We start from the raw sequence: 16,455 nt of genomic DNA on the forward strand, positions 1-16,455 counted from the left end.
AGCGGCTGCGACCGGGCTGGAACCGGGTGCCGCGTACAACCGTCGGCATGAGTTCAGATACGCCCTACCGATCAAGCCGGCGGGACGGCTTCCCCCGGCTGCTGCGCGCGGAGTGGACCAAGTTCCGCTCCGCGCGGGGCCGGGTGCTCACCATGGCGGCCTCCGTGCTGGTCACCGTGTCGCTCGGACTGCTGGTCGCCGGGGGTGCCCGCACCACCTGCGTGACCGGGAAGGGCGAGGGTCCCTGCCCCGCGCCTTTGGTGGGTCCCGATGGCACGGCGGTGAACGACAGGTACTACTTCGTGCACCAGCCGCTCAAGGGGAACGGCAGTATCACCGCCCGCGTGTCGGACATGACCGGGCAGATGCGGCTGCCGGACGCCGTCCCCGGGGTGCGCAACGTCATGAAGGGGGTGGTGCCGTGGGCGAAGGCCGGGCTCCTGATCAGGCAGAGCCTCACGCGAGGCACGCCGTACGCCGCTGTCATGCTCACCGGAGATCACGGCGTGCGGATGCAGTACAACTTCACCCACGACGTGCCCGGCGGTCCTCACAACGGCCCCCAGTGGCTGCGGCTGACCAGGTCGGGCGACACCATCACCGGCTACGAGTCGGACGACGGCAGGACGTGGGCCGAGATCAGCGCGGTCAAGCTGGCCGGGCTGCCGGAGACGGTCGAGATCGGACTGTTCGCCACCTCACCGGGCGTCCTGTGGGAGATGGCGAAAGCCTTCGCCCAGGCCACCGCCACCTTCGACCAGATCACCCTGCAGGGCGCGAACGGTTCGTGGCGCCGCGACGACGTCGGCGTCTCCATGGAGTCCGACGGCAAGACCCCGCATCATCCCGGCGGGGTCGTCGAGTCCGGCGACAAGCTCATCGTGACCGGAGGTGGTGACATCGGGCCCGCCACGGAGGAGGGCGGTCTGCGCGCTGACCTCATGCTGATCGGCGGGGGCGTGGGGCTGATCCTGGTGCTCGTGGTGGCGGTCTTGTTCTTCACGGCGGAACACCGGCGCGGGCTGATCGGGACCGGGCTGCCGGCCTCGCGGCTGCTGGCGGCCAAGGCCGTGGTGGTCGGCGCGGTCGCGTTCGTGGCGGGGCTGGTGACCTCGGGGGTCGTGGTCCCCGTCGGCCTGGCGATGTTGCGGGCCCATCAGAACCCGATCCAGCCGCTGACCCTGGGTACCGAGCTGCGGGTGATCGTGGGCTACGCGGCGCTGGCCGCGGCGGCCGCCGTACTGGCTCTGGGCCTGGCCGCGCTGGTCAAGCGGGGCGTCGTCGCCATCGGGCTGGCCATCGCGCTGGTCGTTGTGCCGTACCTGCTGGCGATCGCGGGGCTGGTGCCGTGGCTGCTGATGATCACCCCTGCCGCCGGGTTCGCGATCACGCAGAGCGTCCCCACGTTCGCGCAGGTGGACGTGGATCAGTCGCTGATCGCGGGCTATTACCCGCTTCCGCCATGGGCAGGTTTGACCGTGATCTGCGGATATGCCGCCCTCGCCCTCGGGGCGGCGATAGCCGTACACCGCAGGAACGTCCATCGCATTCCCTGAGGTGGGGTGTTGCGACGACCGCTAGAGCCCGCATAGCCGTCGCCCCTGGGAGAACGTGTGGCCCGGGCTCCCGCGTGGGAGCCCGGGACTCGAGTATCTCCAATGACCCTCAGAGACCTGGCCTCTTCCAAGGCCCCTCAGAGACCCGGCCTCTTCCAAGGCCCCTCAGAGACCTACTAGCCCCTCCGGGGATCCGGAGACCTGCTTCTGGAAGGACCGGAGGCCGTGGGTGTGTTCAAGGGCTCGCCGGGAGCTGGGTGCCCTGGAAGGCGAGGGGTTCTCTCAGAGGGTTTGTTCGTGGGGGTTCCAGTTGGCAGGGAGTGGGGGTGGGATGTCGACCGTGCTTGCCACTTCGACGGGCTCCCCGCTCGTGAGGGAGTCGTTGATGGACAGCATCGTGTCGAGGACGTGGTAGGCAAGCTCCCCCGAAGCCCGCTCCCCCACCCCCGCACGGATCGCGCGGGCGAGTTCGAGGGCGCCGGTGCCGCGTTGGGCGGTGTGGCCGTGGGGGGTGAGGGGCACGGGTTCGCGGGAGCCCAGCAGGTGCAGGGCCGTCGGGCCGTCGAAGCGGTTCGGGTCGGGGACGACCGCGGTGCCCAGGGTGCCGGTGACCTCGAAGAAGCCGGTACGCGCCAGACCGGAGTCGAAGGTGAGCAGCACCTGCGCCGAAGCCCCCGACTCGAAGGTCACCAGCGCGGTGACCGTCGTGGGCACCGTCACCTCGAACGAGGCCCCGGCCCGCGGCCCCGACCCGATCTCCCGCCTTTCACGCGCCCGCCCGCCCGCCGCGAACACCCGACGCACCGGCCCGAGCAACTGCACCAGCCCGGTCAGGTAGTAGGGACCCATGTCCATCAGCGGCCCGCCACCTGCCTGGAACAGGAACTCCGGGCTCGGATGCCACACCTCGGGCCCTGGCGTCTGGAAGAGCGTCAACGCCGTGAGCGGCGTCCCGATCCGTCCCTCGGCCACGGCCCGCCTGGCGGTCTGGAACCCGGCGCCGAGCACCGTGTCCGGCGCGCAGGCCACCCGCAGCCCGCCGGCGGCCGCCCGATCCAGCAGCGCCCGCCCCCCTGCCCGGTCGAGGGCTAACGGCTTCTCGGTCCACACGTGCTTGCCGGAGTCGAGCACCGCCAGGCCCACCTCGACATGCGCCGCCGGGATGGTCAGATTGACGACGATCTCGATGTCGTCGTCCGCGAGCAACTGCTCCACGCTTCCCGCACCTGCCACGCCGTACTTGTCGGCCTGTGCCTTGGCCCGCTCGATATCGAGATCGGCCACGAAGCGCACCCGCAGATCGGGAAAGCTGGTCAGATTCTTCAGGTAGGTATCGCTGATAACCCCAGCACCAACGACGCCAACCCCAACGACGCTCATACCCACCCCTCCACACACCCCACAGCCCGCTCCACCAGCTCGCTCATCCCGAACCCCACGCGGCGGTCCCGCACCACCTGCTCGCCCTTCCCGGGCCCCACGCGGTGAGCTCGCACCACCAGCTCACTCACGCCGCCCGACACCAGCACGACGCCGCCGCGCCTGCGAACTCGCCCGCTGACGCAGCTCCGCTCGAGCGCAGCACCGCAGTTCCTGTGGGCTGGCGCGCTAACACCACACCACGTGAACGCAGCTCCGCCGAGACGTCCGGCTCGGCCGCTCCGCTCGAGCGCAGCACCGCCGTTTCTGTGGGCTGGCGCGCTAACACCACACCACGTGAACGCAGCCCGCTGAGACGTCGGGCTCGCTCGCTCACGCAGTGCCGCACGGGCACAACGTCACCGCGCCTGTGGGCTCGCCCGCTGACGGCGCTCAGCGTGAACGCGGCGCCGCCGTGCTCGTGGGCTCGCTTGCTCACGACGCGCCGCGCGAACACGGTGTGGCAGTTCTGTCGAGCTCGCACGTTCACGGCGTTCCGCACGAGCACGGCGGTGCCGCGGCTGTGGGCTTGGTCGTTCACGCCGCCTCTCCGGTGAGGTAGGCGTAGCTGGCGGACAGGCCGTCGTAGATGTCGCCGTCGTAGTTGTCGAACTCCACCACCCGCAGCGCCGACGGGGATGCCGCGAGCACATCGCGCATCGGGACCCGTCCTTGGCCTGCCGGGACCTGGCCGGTGGTGTCCTGGGCCAGGTCGCCGTCCTTGACGTGGATGGCGCGCACCCGGTCGCCCAGGCGGCGCAGCAGCTCGGGCGTGTCGGCGCCGCCGACGGTCGACCAGTAGGTGTCGACCTCCAGCACGACCTCGGGATCCAGCTGGTCGGCGAAGGCCTCGAGCGCGCTGCGCCCGCCCAGCTGCGACTTCAGCTCCCACCAGTGGTTGTGGTAGCCGACCGTGATCCCGTGCGGGGCCGCGGCCTTGGCGGCGGCGTTGATCGCGGCGGCGATGTCGGCCACCTCGACCGGATCGCTCCAGCGCTCGGGCTGCGTGAACGGGTCGATCACGGTCGTCACGCCCAGCACCTTGGCGGCCTCGAACACCTCCTCCAGGTCGCGCCCGATGAGCTGCTGGTGAGCGGTGGGCGCGGTCAGTCCCGCCGCGGTCAGTCCCTCGCGCAGCGCCTGCAGGTTGTCGACGATCCCGTACGGCTCGGCCTGGCGGAACCCGATTCCCGCCAGCCGCGTGAGCGTGCCACCCGGGTCGGCGGCGAAATCCTGCCTGACGGAGTAGAGCTGGACGGACAGTTGCGTGCTCATGGAGCTCCCCGATCTACGACGCTACTGACACGAGTAAGTTATGCTCGGCGTAGGATCCTGACAAGAGGCAATCCACCTCCACGGATCCGACGATTCACCCCATGGCACGACTCTGTCCGTGGTGTGGCGCTCGGGGATCGCCACACCACGCCCAGGTGGTGCAGGCTTGCCGTACCACGCGACGGGGTGCGGGTCTGCCGCATCACCCGACGTGTGGCACGGGTCGGCCGCTCGCGACGCACGCGGGCGCGGGCCTGCCGTATCACCCGACGTGTGGTGCCGGGCGGCCGTTCGCGGCTCATGCGCGTGTGGCGCGGCCTCGCCACACCACGCGGCGTGTACGGCGGGCTTGCCGTTTGCGCGGCGTGTACGGCGGGCTTGCTGCTCGCGCGGCGTGTGGGTGTCGGGCGGGATTGTCGTGGCGTGTGGTGGGTGGTGCGGGCTTGTTGTAGTGGGCGGCGTACAGTGCGTCGTGTGTGGTGGAAGGGGGTGCGGTGGGGCGTCGGGTGACGAGCGTGGACGTGGCGCGCGAGGCCGGGGTTTCGCGGGCGACGGTCAGTTATGTGCTCAACGACGTGTCCACCCAGAAGATCCCTGAGAGCACCAGGGAACGGGTGCTGGCGGCGGCCGAGCGGCTGGGCTATGCGCCCTCCGCCGCCGCGCGGGCGTTGCGGGCCGGGCGGAGCGATGTGGTGCTGTGCCTGCTTCCGGACTGGCCGATCGGGCCTACGGCGGGCGAGTTCCTTGACCACATGTCGACGGCGCTGGCCGACTACGGGCTGACGTTCATGGTGCATCCGCGGGGACGGCACGCGCGGCCGATCACCGAGGTGTGGAAGGCGATCACGCCGTGCGCGGTGATCGCGTATGAGGACTTCGACGAGGCGGAGCTTGCCGCGATGCGGGCGGCCGGGGTGCTGGCCACCCACGTGATCCCGGGCACGGCCAAGGCCAGGGCCAAGGCGGTCGACCAGGTGCGGATCGGCCGGATGCAGGCCGAGTACCTGCACGGACGCGGCCACCGCCGCCTCGGCTACGCCTTCTACCCCGACGAGCGGCTGACCGATCTGTGCCGGCCTCGGCTGGAAGGGGTCCAGCAGGCGTGTGCCTCGCTCGGCCTGCCCGAGCCGCTGGTCGTGGACGTCCCGCTCAACGCCGCGGCGGCGGCCCGCGCGGTGGACCGCTGGAAGGGCGAGGTCACGGCGGTGTGCTGCTACAACGACGAGACGGCCTTCGCGGTGCTGGCCGGTATGCGCGAACGCGGCCTCTCGGCGCCCGCCGACCTGGCCGTCATCGGGGTCGACGACATCCCCACCGCACCGCTGAGCGCCCCACCGCTCACCACGATCCGCACCGACCACGACACGACCGCCAGCCGGGTCGTGGACCGCCTCCTTTCCCTCATGTCAGGCGAGACCCCTCCATCCCCCACCCCTCCAGTCAGCATCCGCCTGATCCACCGCGAATCCGCCTAACCACCATCCCCTGCCAAGGCCCCTGGGCCTCCCGAGATCCCCACCAAGGTCCTGGGGCCTCCCGAGCCCGCCGACCCATCGCATCTCCGGGCCATCACGACCTTGAGGGCCACCAAGACCACGGGGCATCCCGGACGACCGGGGTCACAGCGAGCGACTGAAGCCGCGAGGACCACCGGGGCTGTCCCGGGGACCCACCAGGTCACCCCACCAGGCGGCCATGTCGACCTGACCGGTCCCCGGGGACCCACGAGGTCACCCATCAGGCGCCGTGTCGACTTGGCCGCCGAGGCTGTCCCGGGACCTATGGGGTCACCCACCCGGCGGCCATGCCGACCTGGTCGCCGGGGTTGTCCCGGGGAACCACGAGGCCTATCAGGCGCCGGGCCGCCGAGGCGGTCCCGGGACCTACGAGATCGCCTGCCAGGCGCCATGTCGGTCAGACTGCCGGGGGTGTCCCGGTACCCACGAGATCGCCTGCCAGGTGAGGAGGTGGACGGCGGAGGTCGGCGCCCGGTGCGGCGGGAAACCGTGGCCGGGGTGCCGCGATCACGAAGCGCCGTGGCGGCGGGCAAGTGGAACCGACTCGCCGGAAGCGCCGGTCACAGGCCCTCAGCCGGAGTACGGCGGGCGGCCGGTTGCGGCGGCTCGCCGTACAGGAAACTGCAGGCCTTACGAAGCCACGGACGAGGCCTAAGCGCTTGTGGAGTCGCGGCGGGACGTCTCCCAGGCGGCGATCTCCGCGCGGAGCCGGGCCTTCACGTCGTCGGGGGCGAACGAGGCGTCGACCCCCGCCACCGCCAGGGTGGCCAGGTCGAAGCCGAAGAGGTCGTGGACGCGCGCGTACTCCTCCGCCAGGGACGTCTCGCCGTCGGTGTTGAGCGTGACGCGCAGCCCCGCCTCGGCCAGCAGCGGCAGCGGGTGGTCGGCGAGAGTCGGGACGAGACCGAGCAGGACGTTCGAGCTCGGGCACACCTCCAGCGGCACCCCCCGATCGCGTAGTTCGGCGACGAGCGCCGGGTCCTCGAGGGCGCGGATGCCGTGGCCGATGCGTTCGGCGTGCCCGAGGTCGAGGGCCTCGCGGATGCTGGCGGGTCCCGCGGTCTCGCCGGCGTGGTGGACCAGGTGGAGACCGGCGTCCCTGGCCGCGTCGAGGACGGGGGCGAAGGGTGCCAGCGGGAACGCCTCGTCGCCCGCCAGGCCGATCCCGATGACCTCGTCGTGCCGGGTGGCCAGCTCGAGGGTCTGCCGGAGGCGTTCCACGGGACGGCGGCGGGAGTGGTCGAGCAGCAGGCGGCACTCGATCCCGTGGGCGCGTCCTTCGGCGAGCCCGTCGATCACGGCGGCCAGGGGCATGCCGAGGTCGCCGACGCGCTCGCCGTGGGCGGCGGCGGTGAAGGTGAGCTCGGCGTAGCGGGTGCCCTGGGCGGCCTCGTCCTCGCAGAACTCGGCCGCGATCCTCCGGAAGTCGTCATAGGTCCGGACTCGTTCGCGGACCCGGGCCCGGTGGTCGGCGAACTCCGCGAAGCTCGCGAACGGCCTGTCCGGCTCGGGCGGCCCGCCCAGCTCCAGCACGGTCGAGGGCCTGATGGTGCTCTCCAGGTGCACGTGCAGGTGCGCCTTGGGCGGCCCGCTAGGCCTTGGGCTTGGCACGGACGTGGATCCTTTCTCCCTGACGGCCGAAAAGGCTGAGCACCTCGACCGGCCCCTCTCCCGTGCTGCCGAACCAGTGCGGCAGCCGGGTGTCGAACTCGGCCGCCTCCCCGGGCCCGAGCACCAGATCGTGGTCGGCCAGCACCAGCCGGAGCCGTCCGGCGAGCACGTAGAGCCACTCGAAGCCCTCGTGGGTGCACAGATCGGGCGTGCTGCGGGAGGCCGGGATGATCGACTTGAACGCCTGCAGCGGCCCAGGATGGCGGGTCAGCGGCAGCACCACCTGGTCGTTGACGCGGCGGGGCGTCAGCCGCACGCGCGGGTCGCCGACCTCGGGCGCGCCGACCAGCTCGTCGAGCGGCACCTGGTGGGCCTGCGCGATCGGCAGCAGCAACTCCAGGCTCGGACGCCGCTGGCCCGTCTCCAGTCGCGAAAGCGTGCTCTTGGAGATGCCGGTGGACTCCGCCAGGGCGGCCAGCGTCACGCCCCGCTCGGTACGCAGGCGCTTGAGCCGGGGCCCCACCTCGGCCAGCGCGGCGGCGATCCGGTCTTCCACCCGGACATCGTCCCAGAAACGGCAACAAAAGTTGTCATCGGGGTACCCGCTGCGCAGTCTTGGCCGCATGGACGACACATACGACGTGGTGATCATAGGCGGCGGCGCGGCCGGGCTGAGCACGGCACTCGTCCTCGGACGGGCACGCCGCCGGGTGGCGGTGATCGATTCCGGCGAGCCGCGCAACGCGCCCGCCGAGCACATGCACAGCTTCCTGTCGCGCGACGGCATGCCGCCCTCGGCGCTGTTGGAGGCGGGCCGCGCCGAGGTGACCGAGTACGGCGTGCGGCTCGTCGAGGGGCGCGTCGAGGGTGTCGAGCCCGGGTTCACGGTCCGGCTGGCCGGCGGGGCGACGCCGGCGGCGCGGCGGATCGTGGTGGCCACCGGGCTGCGCGACGAGCTGCCCGACATTCCCGGCCTGCGTGAGCGGTGGGGCGTCGACGTGCTGCACTGCCCCTACTGCCACGGCTACGAGGTGCGCGACGAGGCGCTCGGGGTGCTGGGCAACGTGCAGCACGCCTTGCTGCTGCGGCAGTGGTCGGACGACGTCGTCTTCTTCCCCGGCGACATCGAGCCGTCAGCTGAGGAGCTGGAGCGGCTGGCGGCGCGCGGCGTGCCCGTCGTGGCGGGGAAGATCACCCGGATCGTGGTCGAGGGCGGCAGGCTGCGCGGGGTCGAGCTCGCCGACGGCCGGGTGGTGCCGCGGACGGCCGTGTTCGTCATGCCGCGGATGCTGCCCCACGACGCGGTGCTGACCAAGCTGGGCTGCCGGAAGTCCGACGGCTGGGTGGTCACCGACCCCTCCGGACGCACCAGCGTCGAAGGGGTGTGGGCGGTCGGGAACGTGGTCGATCCCCGGGCCCAGGTCATCACCGCTGCCGGAATGGGTGCCGCGGCGGCCTTCGCGCTCAACCACGACCTGGTGGAGGAGGAGGTGGTTCGGGCTCTGACTATCCGGTCTCGAATAGGCTGACCTGCATGGAGGACGCGATCGACGTGATACTCGCCCAGTGGCGCCGCGAACGGCCCGACCTCGACCTGGAGGCCATGAGCGTCTTCGCCCGCCTGGCCAGGGCGTCCCGGCTGGTCGAGGACGCGGTGGACCAGGTCTTCACCCGGCACGGCCTGCGGCAGGGCGAGTTCGACGTGCTGGCGGCGCTGCGCCGCTCCGGCCCGCCGTACACGCTGATCCCGTCGGAGCTGTCGCAGGTGCTGATGATGTCGCGGGCCGGCATGACCAACCGCCTCGACCGCCTGGAGGCGGCCGGCCTCGTCTCGCGCGCCCTCGACCCCGCCGACCGCCGCAGCTTCCGCGTCACGCTCACGGACGAGGGCCTCCGCGTCATCGACGCCGCCCTCACCGACCACGCCGCCAACCTCGCCCGCCTGTCCTCCCGCCTCTCCCCCGCCGACACCGCCACCCTCGACACCCTCCTCCGCACATTCCTCTCACCCTGACCTCTACGGTGGTTCTCTGGGCATTCCGGTGCGGGCGAGGTTCTTGTACGGCGAGGTGCTTGTACGGCAAGCCACCGCCACCGGCCGCCCACCGCACTTCGGCTGATGACCCGCGCCCGGCGCTTCCGGCGAGTCGACGCCGCTGACCCGCCGCAACGCCCCTTCGTAACCGTGACACCCCGGCCACGCCCCCCGCCGCACAGGGCGCCACCCTCCACCGCACACCTCCCCACCGACCCGGCGCCAGAAATGCGAGCCCGTGGTCACCCGAGAAACCCCAGAGCTCCCCAGGCACCCGGGCGGCAGGGCGTGGGCGGCGGGCAACCGGAGGCCGGGGTGTCACGATCACGTAGCGCCGTGGCGGTGGGAAGCGGCGTCGACTCGCCGGAAGCGCCGGGCGCGGGTCCTCAGCCGAAGTGCGGTGGGCGGCCGGTGGCGGCGGCCTCGCCGTACAGAAGCCCAGAAAGACAGAAGCCCAGAAAGCCTGCCAACCAGGAGAGCCTCACGCTCGCCGTACAGCAAGCCCAGAGGACCTGCCATAACAGAGAGCTCAGAAAATCAGGAGCGCCCGGGGAGGCGTCAGACCTTGATGGTGAGGGTTTCGAGGGCTTGGACGAGGGGGGTGAGTTCGGGGAGGTGGGCGGCTTCGGCGAGGGCGGATTCGAGGGCCGCGTTGTGGGTCGGGGCGGCCTGGTCGTGGAGGAGGCGGCCCGAGTCGGTGGCCTGGGCGTAGATGCCGCGGCGGTCCTCCTCCGACAGGACGCGGGTGAGCAGGCCGCGCCTCTCCAGGCGGGCGACCAGGCGCGTGGTGGCGCTCTGGCTGAGCACGAGCAGGTCGGCGAGCTGCTGCATGCGCGTGTGAGGTCCGTCGGGTCCGGCCAGGTGGTGCAGGACGCAGAACTCGTTGACGCTGAGGCCGTGTTCGTCCTGCAGGGCGCGCTCGATCTTGACCTCGATGCGGTTCTGCAGGGCCGCGAGCGTGCGCCAGCCCTGCGCGCGGGCCTCGGTGAGTGTCACTGCAGCAGATTACCCTCGAAGGTGGCTTCGAAGGTCGCCTGCCTGGCGCGTCCGCGCAGCAGGATCAGGCCGAGCGGGCGGCCGTTCGGGTTGCCGTCCGCGGTGGCGGTGTAGGCGTGGAAGCCGTCGGGGATCGGCATCGTGAGGCGCGGCGAGCCGGGCCAGTGCCCTTCGACGCGGTCGCCGGTGATGCGCCTGGTGTCGCGGAGCCAGGGGGCGTCGAGCTCGGCGGGTTCGGTCTCGTCCGCCTGGAAGGCGCCGTCGCCGTGGAAGATCCACTCGAGGTCGTGCTCGCCGTCGAGGCGGGCCTGGTAGGTGTCGGTCCAGCCGGTGTCGGTGATGGTGACCGTACGGCGGAAGGTGTGGCCGTCCCAGGCGGACTCGGCGGACAGGTGGCGCGGCGAGCCGTCCAGCAGGCGGCCCGTGTGCGAGGGCTGGCGAGCGCCGTCGACGACGACGAGGTTGTGGGCGCGCGGCGAGCGCAGCCAGGTGGTGAAGTCGGAGCCGTAGCCGCTGGTGCCCAGGTCCAGGCTGGTCCAGCCGGTGGCGGTCTCCACGTCCACGGCCAGCTTGTCGCGGTGGTCGTGGCCGCCCGCGTCGGGGCCGAACCGCATGGCCAGCCGCACGTGCGGTGATCGCAGCACGCCGATGCCCGCCTCGGGCCAGATGAAGCTCCGGCGTGGCTCCTGGGCGGCGGGCAGGTCGTCGGGGCCGAAGACCAGCGCCGCCACCGACGAGCGGCCGGGCAGCACGACGTTCCTGTCGGCGTGGTCGGGGTTGCCGAACCACAGCCGCACCGGGTTCTTGCGGCGGTCGGCGTAGTAGGAGCCCAGGTCCACCGGGCCGAGCCGGGCCCAGGCGGCCTCGGCCTGGGGTGCGAAGTCGCCGAGGAAGCACCTGGCCCACCCGTCGCCGTAGGCGGGCAGGCGGCCGTCGGAGTAGGCCAGGGCGGGCGGGGCGTCGATCGCGCGGGCCAGGCGGGTGCGGGCCTCGTCGCTCAGCCCGCCCACCTCGGCGTAGGAGAGCAGGGCGGCGACGGTGTAGTAGTGGTAGTGCGGGTTGATCTCGTACCAGAGGCCCTCCGGGTGGAAGCCCTGGCGGATCTGGGCCTCGATGCCGTGTTCGCTGTCGCGGCACCAGGCCAGCAGGGGCTGGTCGTCGAGCAGGGCGGCGCACTCCGCCAGCGCGGCCAGCAGCCAGCAGTGGATGTTGTGTATCGCGCCGACCTGGGGTTTGAGCAGGTCGATGACGCCTCGCGCCAGCGTGGCCGCCGCTTCGACCGTGTCCCTGGTCGCCGCGTCGCCCGCCCATCTGAGGGCGCGCAGCATGCCGACGGTCCAGACGGCCTCGTCCAGGGATTGGGGGTGGACGCGGCCGATGCCGGCGTGGACGCCGTGGGGCTCGTAGGCCTGGTAGTCGTAGGCGGTGAAGATCCGCTCCAGCTCGGCGACAGGGGACCGGATCTTCTCCGAGGTGCCGACCGTGATGAGACCGGCGTCTCCAGCCTGAACCCGCCAGGGCACTTTCGCCTGCTTGGCCGCCGCGATCCGCCTGCCCGCCGGCGAGGCGTTCTCCGCCAGGCGGATCAGGAGGGCGGCGCGCTGGGCCTGGGCCGCCGCCTGGTTGTGCATGCGGGTCCGCCAGGCGCCGTCCCACGGTTCACCCGTGTAGAGGCGGCCGCACCTGGTGCACGCGTGCCGTTCCGGGGATGCCACGTCGAAGCGCAGCGGCGCTCCGTCGGAGTCGCAGAAGTAGTGGTGCGTCCACGCCGACGGTTTGTCGGGGCCCGGGATCCGCAGGTCCAGGCGCCACCGCTCGTACTGGGCCCGCACCTGCGCCACGACGTCCCTCGCCCAGCCACGCGTGCGCACCTTCCGCCTTACGGCGTGCCAGTCCATCCTGCCATTCTCACGCGTGCCCTCCCACAGTCACAGTGCCGATCGTGAGCCGGGGCGTCCCCTCGAGGATCTCCCCGAGCCGAGCCACCTGCTCGTCGAGCTCCCCCAGTTCCCGCTGCGTGAGCGTCCGGAGCGGCTCCACCGTGACGTCGATCCTGCTGCCCGAACGCCGCTGATGCCACACCCCCGTCACCTGCCCGCCGGCCAGCAGCACGGGGTAGTTGCCCGCCTGCCCTCCGGCCAGCGCCCGCTCGGCCGCCCGCCCCGGATACAGCAGCTCACGCGGCCGCCCCGCCACCACATAGGCGTCGAAGTACGGCAGCAGCCGCATCCCGCCCGCGGCCTCCCCATCCTCGGTGTCACCGGCCAGCACCCAGGCGGGCGTCCCTTCGACGGCCACCTCCTCCAGGTCCACCAGCCCGAAGGCCGCCACGGCCCACGACTTGGGCGCCCCGATCCACTGGGCGAACCATTCCGGGGTGGCCGGGCCGTACGCGTGCAGGTAGCGCCTGACCAGCTCGGCCCGCCCGTCGACCACCGGCAGCCCGGACGGCGGGCTGGTGTAGGTGACCTTGCGCCCCCGGTTGCGCCCGAACACGAATGCGCCCCTGTGCGACGCCAGCGCCATCGCCTGCCGCCAGCGCGGCCACATCGTCTGGAACGCCGGCATCACCAGATCCCCCGCCCACGGCCCGGTCGCCGCCACGACCGCGTCGCTCAGCTCGTCGATCGTCAACTCCACACCATCGACGGCCTGCGCGATCGCGGCAACCACCGCATCGGTCTGCTCGCCCGTCATCCGCACGTCCCGCGCCTGCGTGCTGCCGCCCGGGATCGACGACAACGCCCCCACCCACATCGGCAGTTCCGCCGCGGGCAGCAGATGCACGGTCCCCCGCGGCCCGTGCGTCTTGACCAGGCTCCGCCCGCTCCACAGCGCCTCACGCACGTCCACCCTGGTGACGCCCTCCAGCCGCATCCCCACGGACATCTCGGCTGCCGACATCACCTGCGCGTGCGCCCCGCACATCGCCCCCACGACCCCGGCCACGCCGTACGGCTCGCCGCTTTTGTGCGGCGAGTCGCTCTGGTACGGCGAGCCTTCGACGCTGCCCTTGTACGGCGTGCCGAGCCCCTGCCGCTCGAACCGCCTCGCGCTGACCTCTGCCCACGTCATCTGCCTCATGGACACCACCGTAGAGGCCAATGCGGCAAGGTTGCTTCCGCGATGTCAGTAGTACTCGCGCATCAACTCCACCGCCCACGCGGGCTGCCGCACCTCGCCCCGCGGCCCGAACTCCCGCATGTACGGCTTGATGTCGAGCACCGGGGTTCCCTCGATCGCGTCGAGCCCCTTGACGTGCACGTCCAGGCCGTCGACCTTGACCAGCTCGCACCGCGAGACGCCGATCCGGTTCGGCCGGTTCTTCCCCCGCTGCGCGAAGATCCCGACCAGCGGCCACTCGGAGTTGTTCCGCGGATGCCGCGCCCCCGTCTCGACCTTGTCCTCGCTCACCAGGTGAAACCGATAGACCACCTCGAGGTGCGAGAACTGATCGAGCCCGAACAAGGCCTCCTCCGGGAACCCCTCGACCCGGATCACCGCGACCTCCTCCCCCCAGTGATCGTCGACCGCTTCGCCCCGCCCGCCCAGAACAATCCCAACCGCCTCAACATCCATAACCCCCTATATACCGCCCCCAGGGCTCCCACCACGTACCCACCGGGGGTGCCAACCAAAGTCACCAGGAGAGGTGTCCGAAGTGTCTGGCGAAGGCAACCTGGGCTGTCACGTTCCGGCCGTCCGCCAGCAGAGGCAGGCTCCCAGCGCCCGGCACGCTGGCCCCCATGAACGCACCCGACAGACCCAAGGGCGGCCGACGCCCCGCGTTGCCGCTCGCGATGATCACCCGGTCATCGCCGAGCTCGCCCTGGGCAACCCGCCGCTCGGCCGGATCTGGCTGGTCGTGGTCGGCGCCGAAGGCGGAGGGCGGGGCCAGCACGCCGAGATGGATCCCTACGACGCCGGCACGGCGCTGATCCGGGAGCTGGTACGACGGCGCCGCGGGGGCTGGCCGTCGATCCTGCTACCCGGACCGGCGTGCGGCAGCGTCCTTCGTGCGCCAGATGTAGAGAACGTCGCCACGGCGACGACTCACCCGCGAAAGCAAACAGAACAGGCGCCGGACATGCGTAAGATCATCTTCTGGGTGCACACCTCGATCGACGGCCACATCGACGGCCCGAACGGCGAGTTCGACTGGCCCGTGATGGGCGAGGAACTGTCGGCGTACTCCGAGGCGCTGAGCGACCGTTCCGACACCTTCCTGTACGGGCGCGGCGTCTGGGAAGGCATGGTGGCCTTCTGGCCGAATGCCGAGTCGATGTCGGATCACCCGCACGTCCTGAAGTTCGCCCCTCTCTGGCGCGACACGCCGAAGATCGTCTTCTCGAGGACGCTGAAGGAGGCCGACTGGGCCACCCGGATCATCGGCGACGACCTCGCCGAGCAGGTCGCCGAGCTCAAGCGACAGGACGGCAAGGACCTGCTGCTCACCGGCGGCTCCAGCCTGGCCGCCGCGCTCACCGATCACGGCCTGATCGACGAGTACCACATCGCGGTGCACCCGGTCGTGCTGGGCGGTGGCCGGCCGCTGTTCGTCCCGCGCGACGAGCAGCTGGGCCTACGGCTGGCCGAGTCGCGCACCTGCGATTCGCAGGTGCTGGTGATGCGCTACGACCGCGCCTAGCCGAGCGTGGCAGTGAATGCCCTCAGCGGCACCGTTCCTGGACTACGGCCGCTGAACCATTCGGGCCGCCTTGAATACCGACCGCTGTCGGCATCCCTCCCCCAGAACGCACTCGACCCAGCCAGTTCCGCCCGTACTCCCGCGCATCCATCGCAGACCTGTCGGTAACCCGCCCTATCGCGCTCCCCGCCGTACATAGGCACGCGCCCCGGCAGGGCCCCACCGGTGACCCGCCGTGCGGGCCCCGGCGGCGTTCGTCGGGTCGCGTGGGCGGGTCGGCGGGTTGGAGGTGGCCTGCCGTACAGGTGCCGGGGTCAGCTGAGGTAGTCGCGGAGGGCGAGTGAGCGGGAGGGGTGGCGGAGTTTGGACATGGTCTTGGCTTCGATCTGCCTGATGCGTTCCCGGGTGACGCCGTAGACGCGGCCGATCTCGTCGAGGGTCATGGGCCTGCCGTCCAGCAGGCCGTACCGCATGGAGATGACGCCCGCCTCGCGCTCGGTGAGGTCGCCGAGCAGTTGCCGCAGTTGCTGCTGCAGCAGCGTGAACGACACCGCGTCGGCGGGCGAGATGGCCTCGGTGTCCTCGATGAGGTCGCCGAACTGGCTGTCGCCCTCCTCCCCGAGCGGCGTCTCCAGGGAGATGGGCTCGCGGCCGTAGCTCTGGATCTCGATGACACGGTCGGGCGTCAGCTCGGTATCGGTGGCGAGCTCCTCGGGCGTGGCCTCGCGGCCGAGCTCCGTCTGCAGGCGGCGCTGCGCCCGCGCCACCTTGTTGATCAGCTCGACCATGTGCACGGGGATGCGGATCGTGCGGGCCTGGTCGGCCATGGCGCGGGTGATCGCCTGCTTGATCCACCAGGTGGCGTAGGTTGAGAACTTGAACCCGAGCCGGTAGTCGAACTTCTCGATCGTCCGGATCAGGCCGAGGTTGCCCTCCTGGATGAGGTCCAGGAAGAGCATGCCGCGCCCGGTGTAGCGCTTGGCGATGGACACGACCAGGCGGAGGTTGGCCTCCAGCATCCGTTCCTTGGCTTGGATGCCGTCCTCGGCGATCCACTCCAGGTCGGCTCGCAGGTCGGCGGACAGGCCCGGCTCGGTGTCGAGCCGCTCGCGGGCGAACAGTCCTGCCTCGATGCGCTTGGCAAGCTCGATCTCCTGCTCGGCGTTGAGCAGCGGCACCCGGCCGATCTCTTTCAGATACACCTTGACCGAGTCGGCGCCGGCGGCCGGGGAGCCGTCGCTGACGTTGTCGTCCAGGACGAGTTCCTCTGCGGCTTGGGACAAGATCTTCTCCTCGCTCGGATTACGTCCAAACTTAGGCTGAACACAACTTTAGGTCGCTCCAACCGGATCGTCAACCTAAAAACAGGTCGGACCTAAAATTTCGTGGCACACTAAG

14 protein-coding genes and 1 pseudogene are annotated in these 16,455 nt (G+C 71.2%); 5 read left to right on the plus strand and 10 right to left on the minus strand.

What is annotated here, in order from left to right; genetic code table 11:
• The first annotated feature begins 47 nt into the window (after nt 1–47).
• Nucleotides 48–1,556: a DUF1349 domain-containing protein gene (locus KIK09_RS35785; RefSeq protein WP_214323872.1), complete on the plus strand. Its 1,509-nt coding sequence runs from the start codon at nt 48–50 to the stop codon at nt 1,554–1,556.
• Between the two features lie 282 nt (nt 1,557–1,838).
• Here the strand turns inward: KIK09_RS35785 and KIK09_RS35790 are convergent, their stop codons facing one another.
• The gene (locus KIK09_RS35790; RefSeq protein ID WP_214323873.1) at nt 1,839–2,936 is read right to left on the minus strand and encodes a Gfo/Idh/MocA family protein; all 1,098 of its coding nucleotides are present in this window, start codon (nt 2,934–2,936) and stop codon (nt 1,839–1,841) included.
• 576 nt (nt 2,937–3,512) lie between these two features.
• Entirely contained in the window at nt 3,513–4,250 is a 738-nt protein-coding gene (locus KIK09_RS35795; RefSeq protein WP_214323874.1) for a sugar phosphate isomerase/epimerase family protein, read from the minus strand.
• A gap of 494 nt (nt 4,251–4,744) precedes the next feature.
• On the opposite strand from KIK09_RS35795, the gene KIK09_RS60220 reads away from it, so the two are divergent.
• On the plus strand, nt 4,745–5,725 hold the full coding sequence (locus KIK09_RS60220) for a LacI family DNA-binding transcriptional regulator (RefSeq protein WP_214323875.1): 981 nt from the start codon (nt 4,745–4,747) through the stop codon (nt 5,723–5,725).
• Nucleotides 5,726–6,418: 693 nt separating this feature from the next.
• On the opposite strand, the gene add is transcribed toward KIK09_RS60220, so the two are convergent.
• Nucleotides 6,419–7,378, minus strand: a complete 960-nt coding sequence (add, locus tag KIK09_RS35805) for an adenosine deaminase (protein WP_214323876.1) — start codon at nt 7,376–7,378, stop codon at nt 6,419–6,421.
• The gene (locus tag KIK09_RS35810; RefSeq protein ID WP_308164495.1) at nt 7,359–7,934 is read right to left on the minus strand and encodes a helix-turn-helix domain-containing protein; all 576 of its coding nucleotides are present in this window, start codon (nt 7,932–7,934) and stop codon (nt 7,359–7,361) included. Before KIK09_RS35810 ends, add begins: the two co-directional genes overlap by 20 nt.
• A gap of 67 nt (nt 7,935–8,001) precedes the next feature.
• Here KIK09_RS35810 and KIK09_RS35815 point away from each other — a divergent pair, with 67 nt between their 5' ends.
• Together KIK09_RS35815 and KIK09_RS35820 are read left to right on the plus strand one after the other, a co-directional pair.
• Entirely contained in the window at nt 8,002–8,907 is a 906-nt protein-coding gene (locus tag KIK09_RS35815) for an NAD(P)/FAD-dependent oxidoreductase (RefSeq protein ID WP_214323878.1), read from the plus strand.
• A 5-nt stretch (nt 8,908–8,912) separates the two neighbouring features.
• A complete protein-coding gene (locus tag KIK09_RS35820; protein ID WP_214323879.1) occupies nt 8,913–9,392 on the plus strand; it encodes a MarR family winged helix-turn-helix transcriptional regulator in 480 nt (159 codons plus the stop codon).
• A 579-nt stretch (nt 9,393–9,971) separates the two neighbouring features.
• On the opposite strand, the gene KIK09_RS35825 is transcribed toward KIK09_RS35820, so the two are convergent.
• The 5 genes from KIK09_RS35825 to KIK09_RS35845 all read right to left on the minus strand — a co-directional run bounded on the left by KIK09_RS35825 (nt 9,972) and on the right by KIK09_RS35845 (nt 14,310).
• Complete coding sequence (locus KIK09_RS35825) at nt 9,972–10,409, minus strand: MarR family winged helix-turn-helix transcriptional regulator (protein ID WP_214323880.1); 438 nt, start codon at nt 10,407–10,409, stop codon at nt 9,972–9,974.
• Entirely contained in the window at nt 10,406–12,307 is a 1,902-nt protein-coding gene (locus tag KIK09_RS35830) for a heparinase II/III domain-containing protein (protein WP_214323881.1), read from the minus strand. Before KIK09_RS35830 ends, KIK09_RS35825 begins: the two co-directional genes overlap by 4 nt.
• A 10-nt stretch (nt 12,308–12,317) precedes the next feature.
• A complete protein-coding gene (locus tag KIK09_RS35835; protein WP_214323882.1) occupies nt 12,318–13,493 on the minus strand; it encodes a winged helix DNA-binding domain-containing protein in 1,176 nt (391 codons plus the stop codon).
• A gap of 45 nt (nt 13,494–13,538) precedes the next feature.
• A complete protein-coding gene (locus KIK09_RS35840; protein ID WP_308164497.1) occupies nt 13,539–13,910 on the minus strand; it encodes an SAM-dependent methyltransferase in 372 nt (123 codons plus the stop codon).
• 139 nt (nt 13,911–14,049) lie between these two features.
• Nucleotides 14,050–14,310 carry a hypothetical protein gene (locus KIK09_RS35845; RefSeq protein WP_214323884.1) on the minus strand — a complete coding sequence of 87 codons (261 nt, stop codon included), beginning with the start codon at nt 14,308–14,310 and terminating at the stop codon, nt 14,050–14,052.
• A 186-nt stretch (nt 14,311–14,496) separates the two neighbouring features.
• On the opposite strand from KIK09_RS35845, the gene KIK09_RS35850 reads away from it, so the two are divergent.
• The gene (locus KIK09_RS35850) at nt 14,497–15,057 is read left to right on the plus strand and encodes a dihydrofolate reductase family protein (RefSeq protein WP_214323885.1); all 561 of its coding nucleotides are present in this window, start codon (nt 14,497–14,499) and stop codon (nt 15,055–15,057) included.
• Nucleotides 15,058–15,371: 314 nt separating this feature from the next.
• Here the strand turns inward: KIK09_RS35850 and KIK09_RS35855 are convergent.
• Nucleotides 15,372–16,325, minus strand: a pseudogene (locus tag KIK09_RS35855) (RNA polymerase sigma factor); the annotation flags it as partial.
• Between the last annotated feature and the right edge of the window lie 130 nt (nt 16,326–16,455).

Source organism: Nonomuraea sediminis, assembly GCF_018531495.1.
GTDB classification, from domain to species: domain Bacteria; phylum Actinomycetota; class Actinomycetes; order Streptosporangiales; family Streptosporangiaceae; genus Nonomuraea; species Nonomuraea sediminis.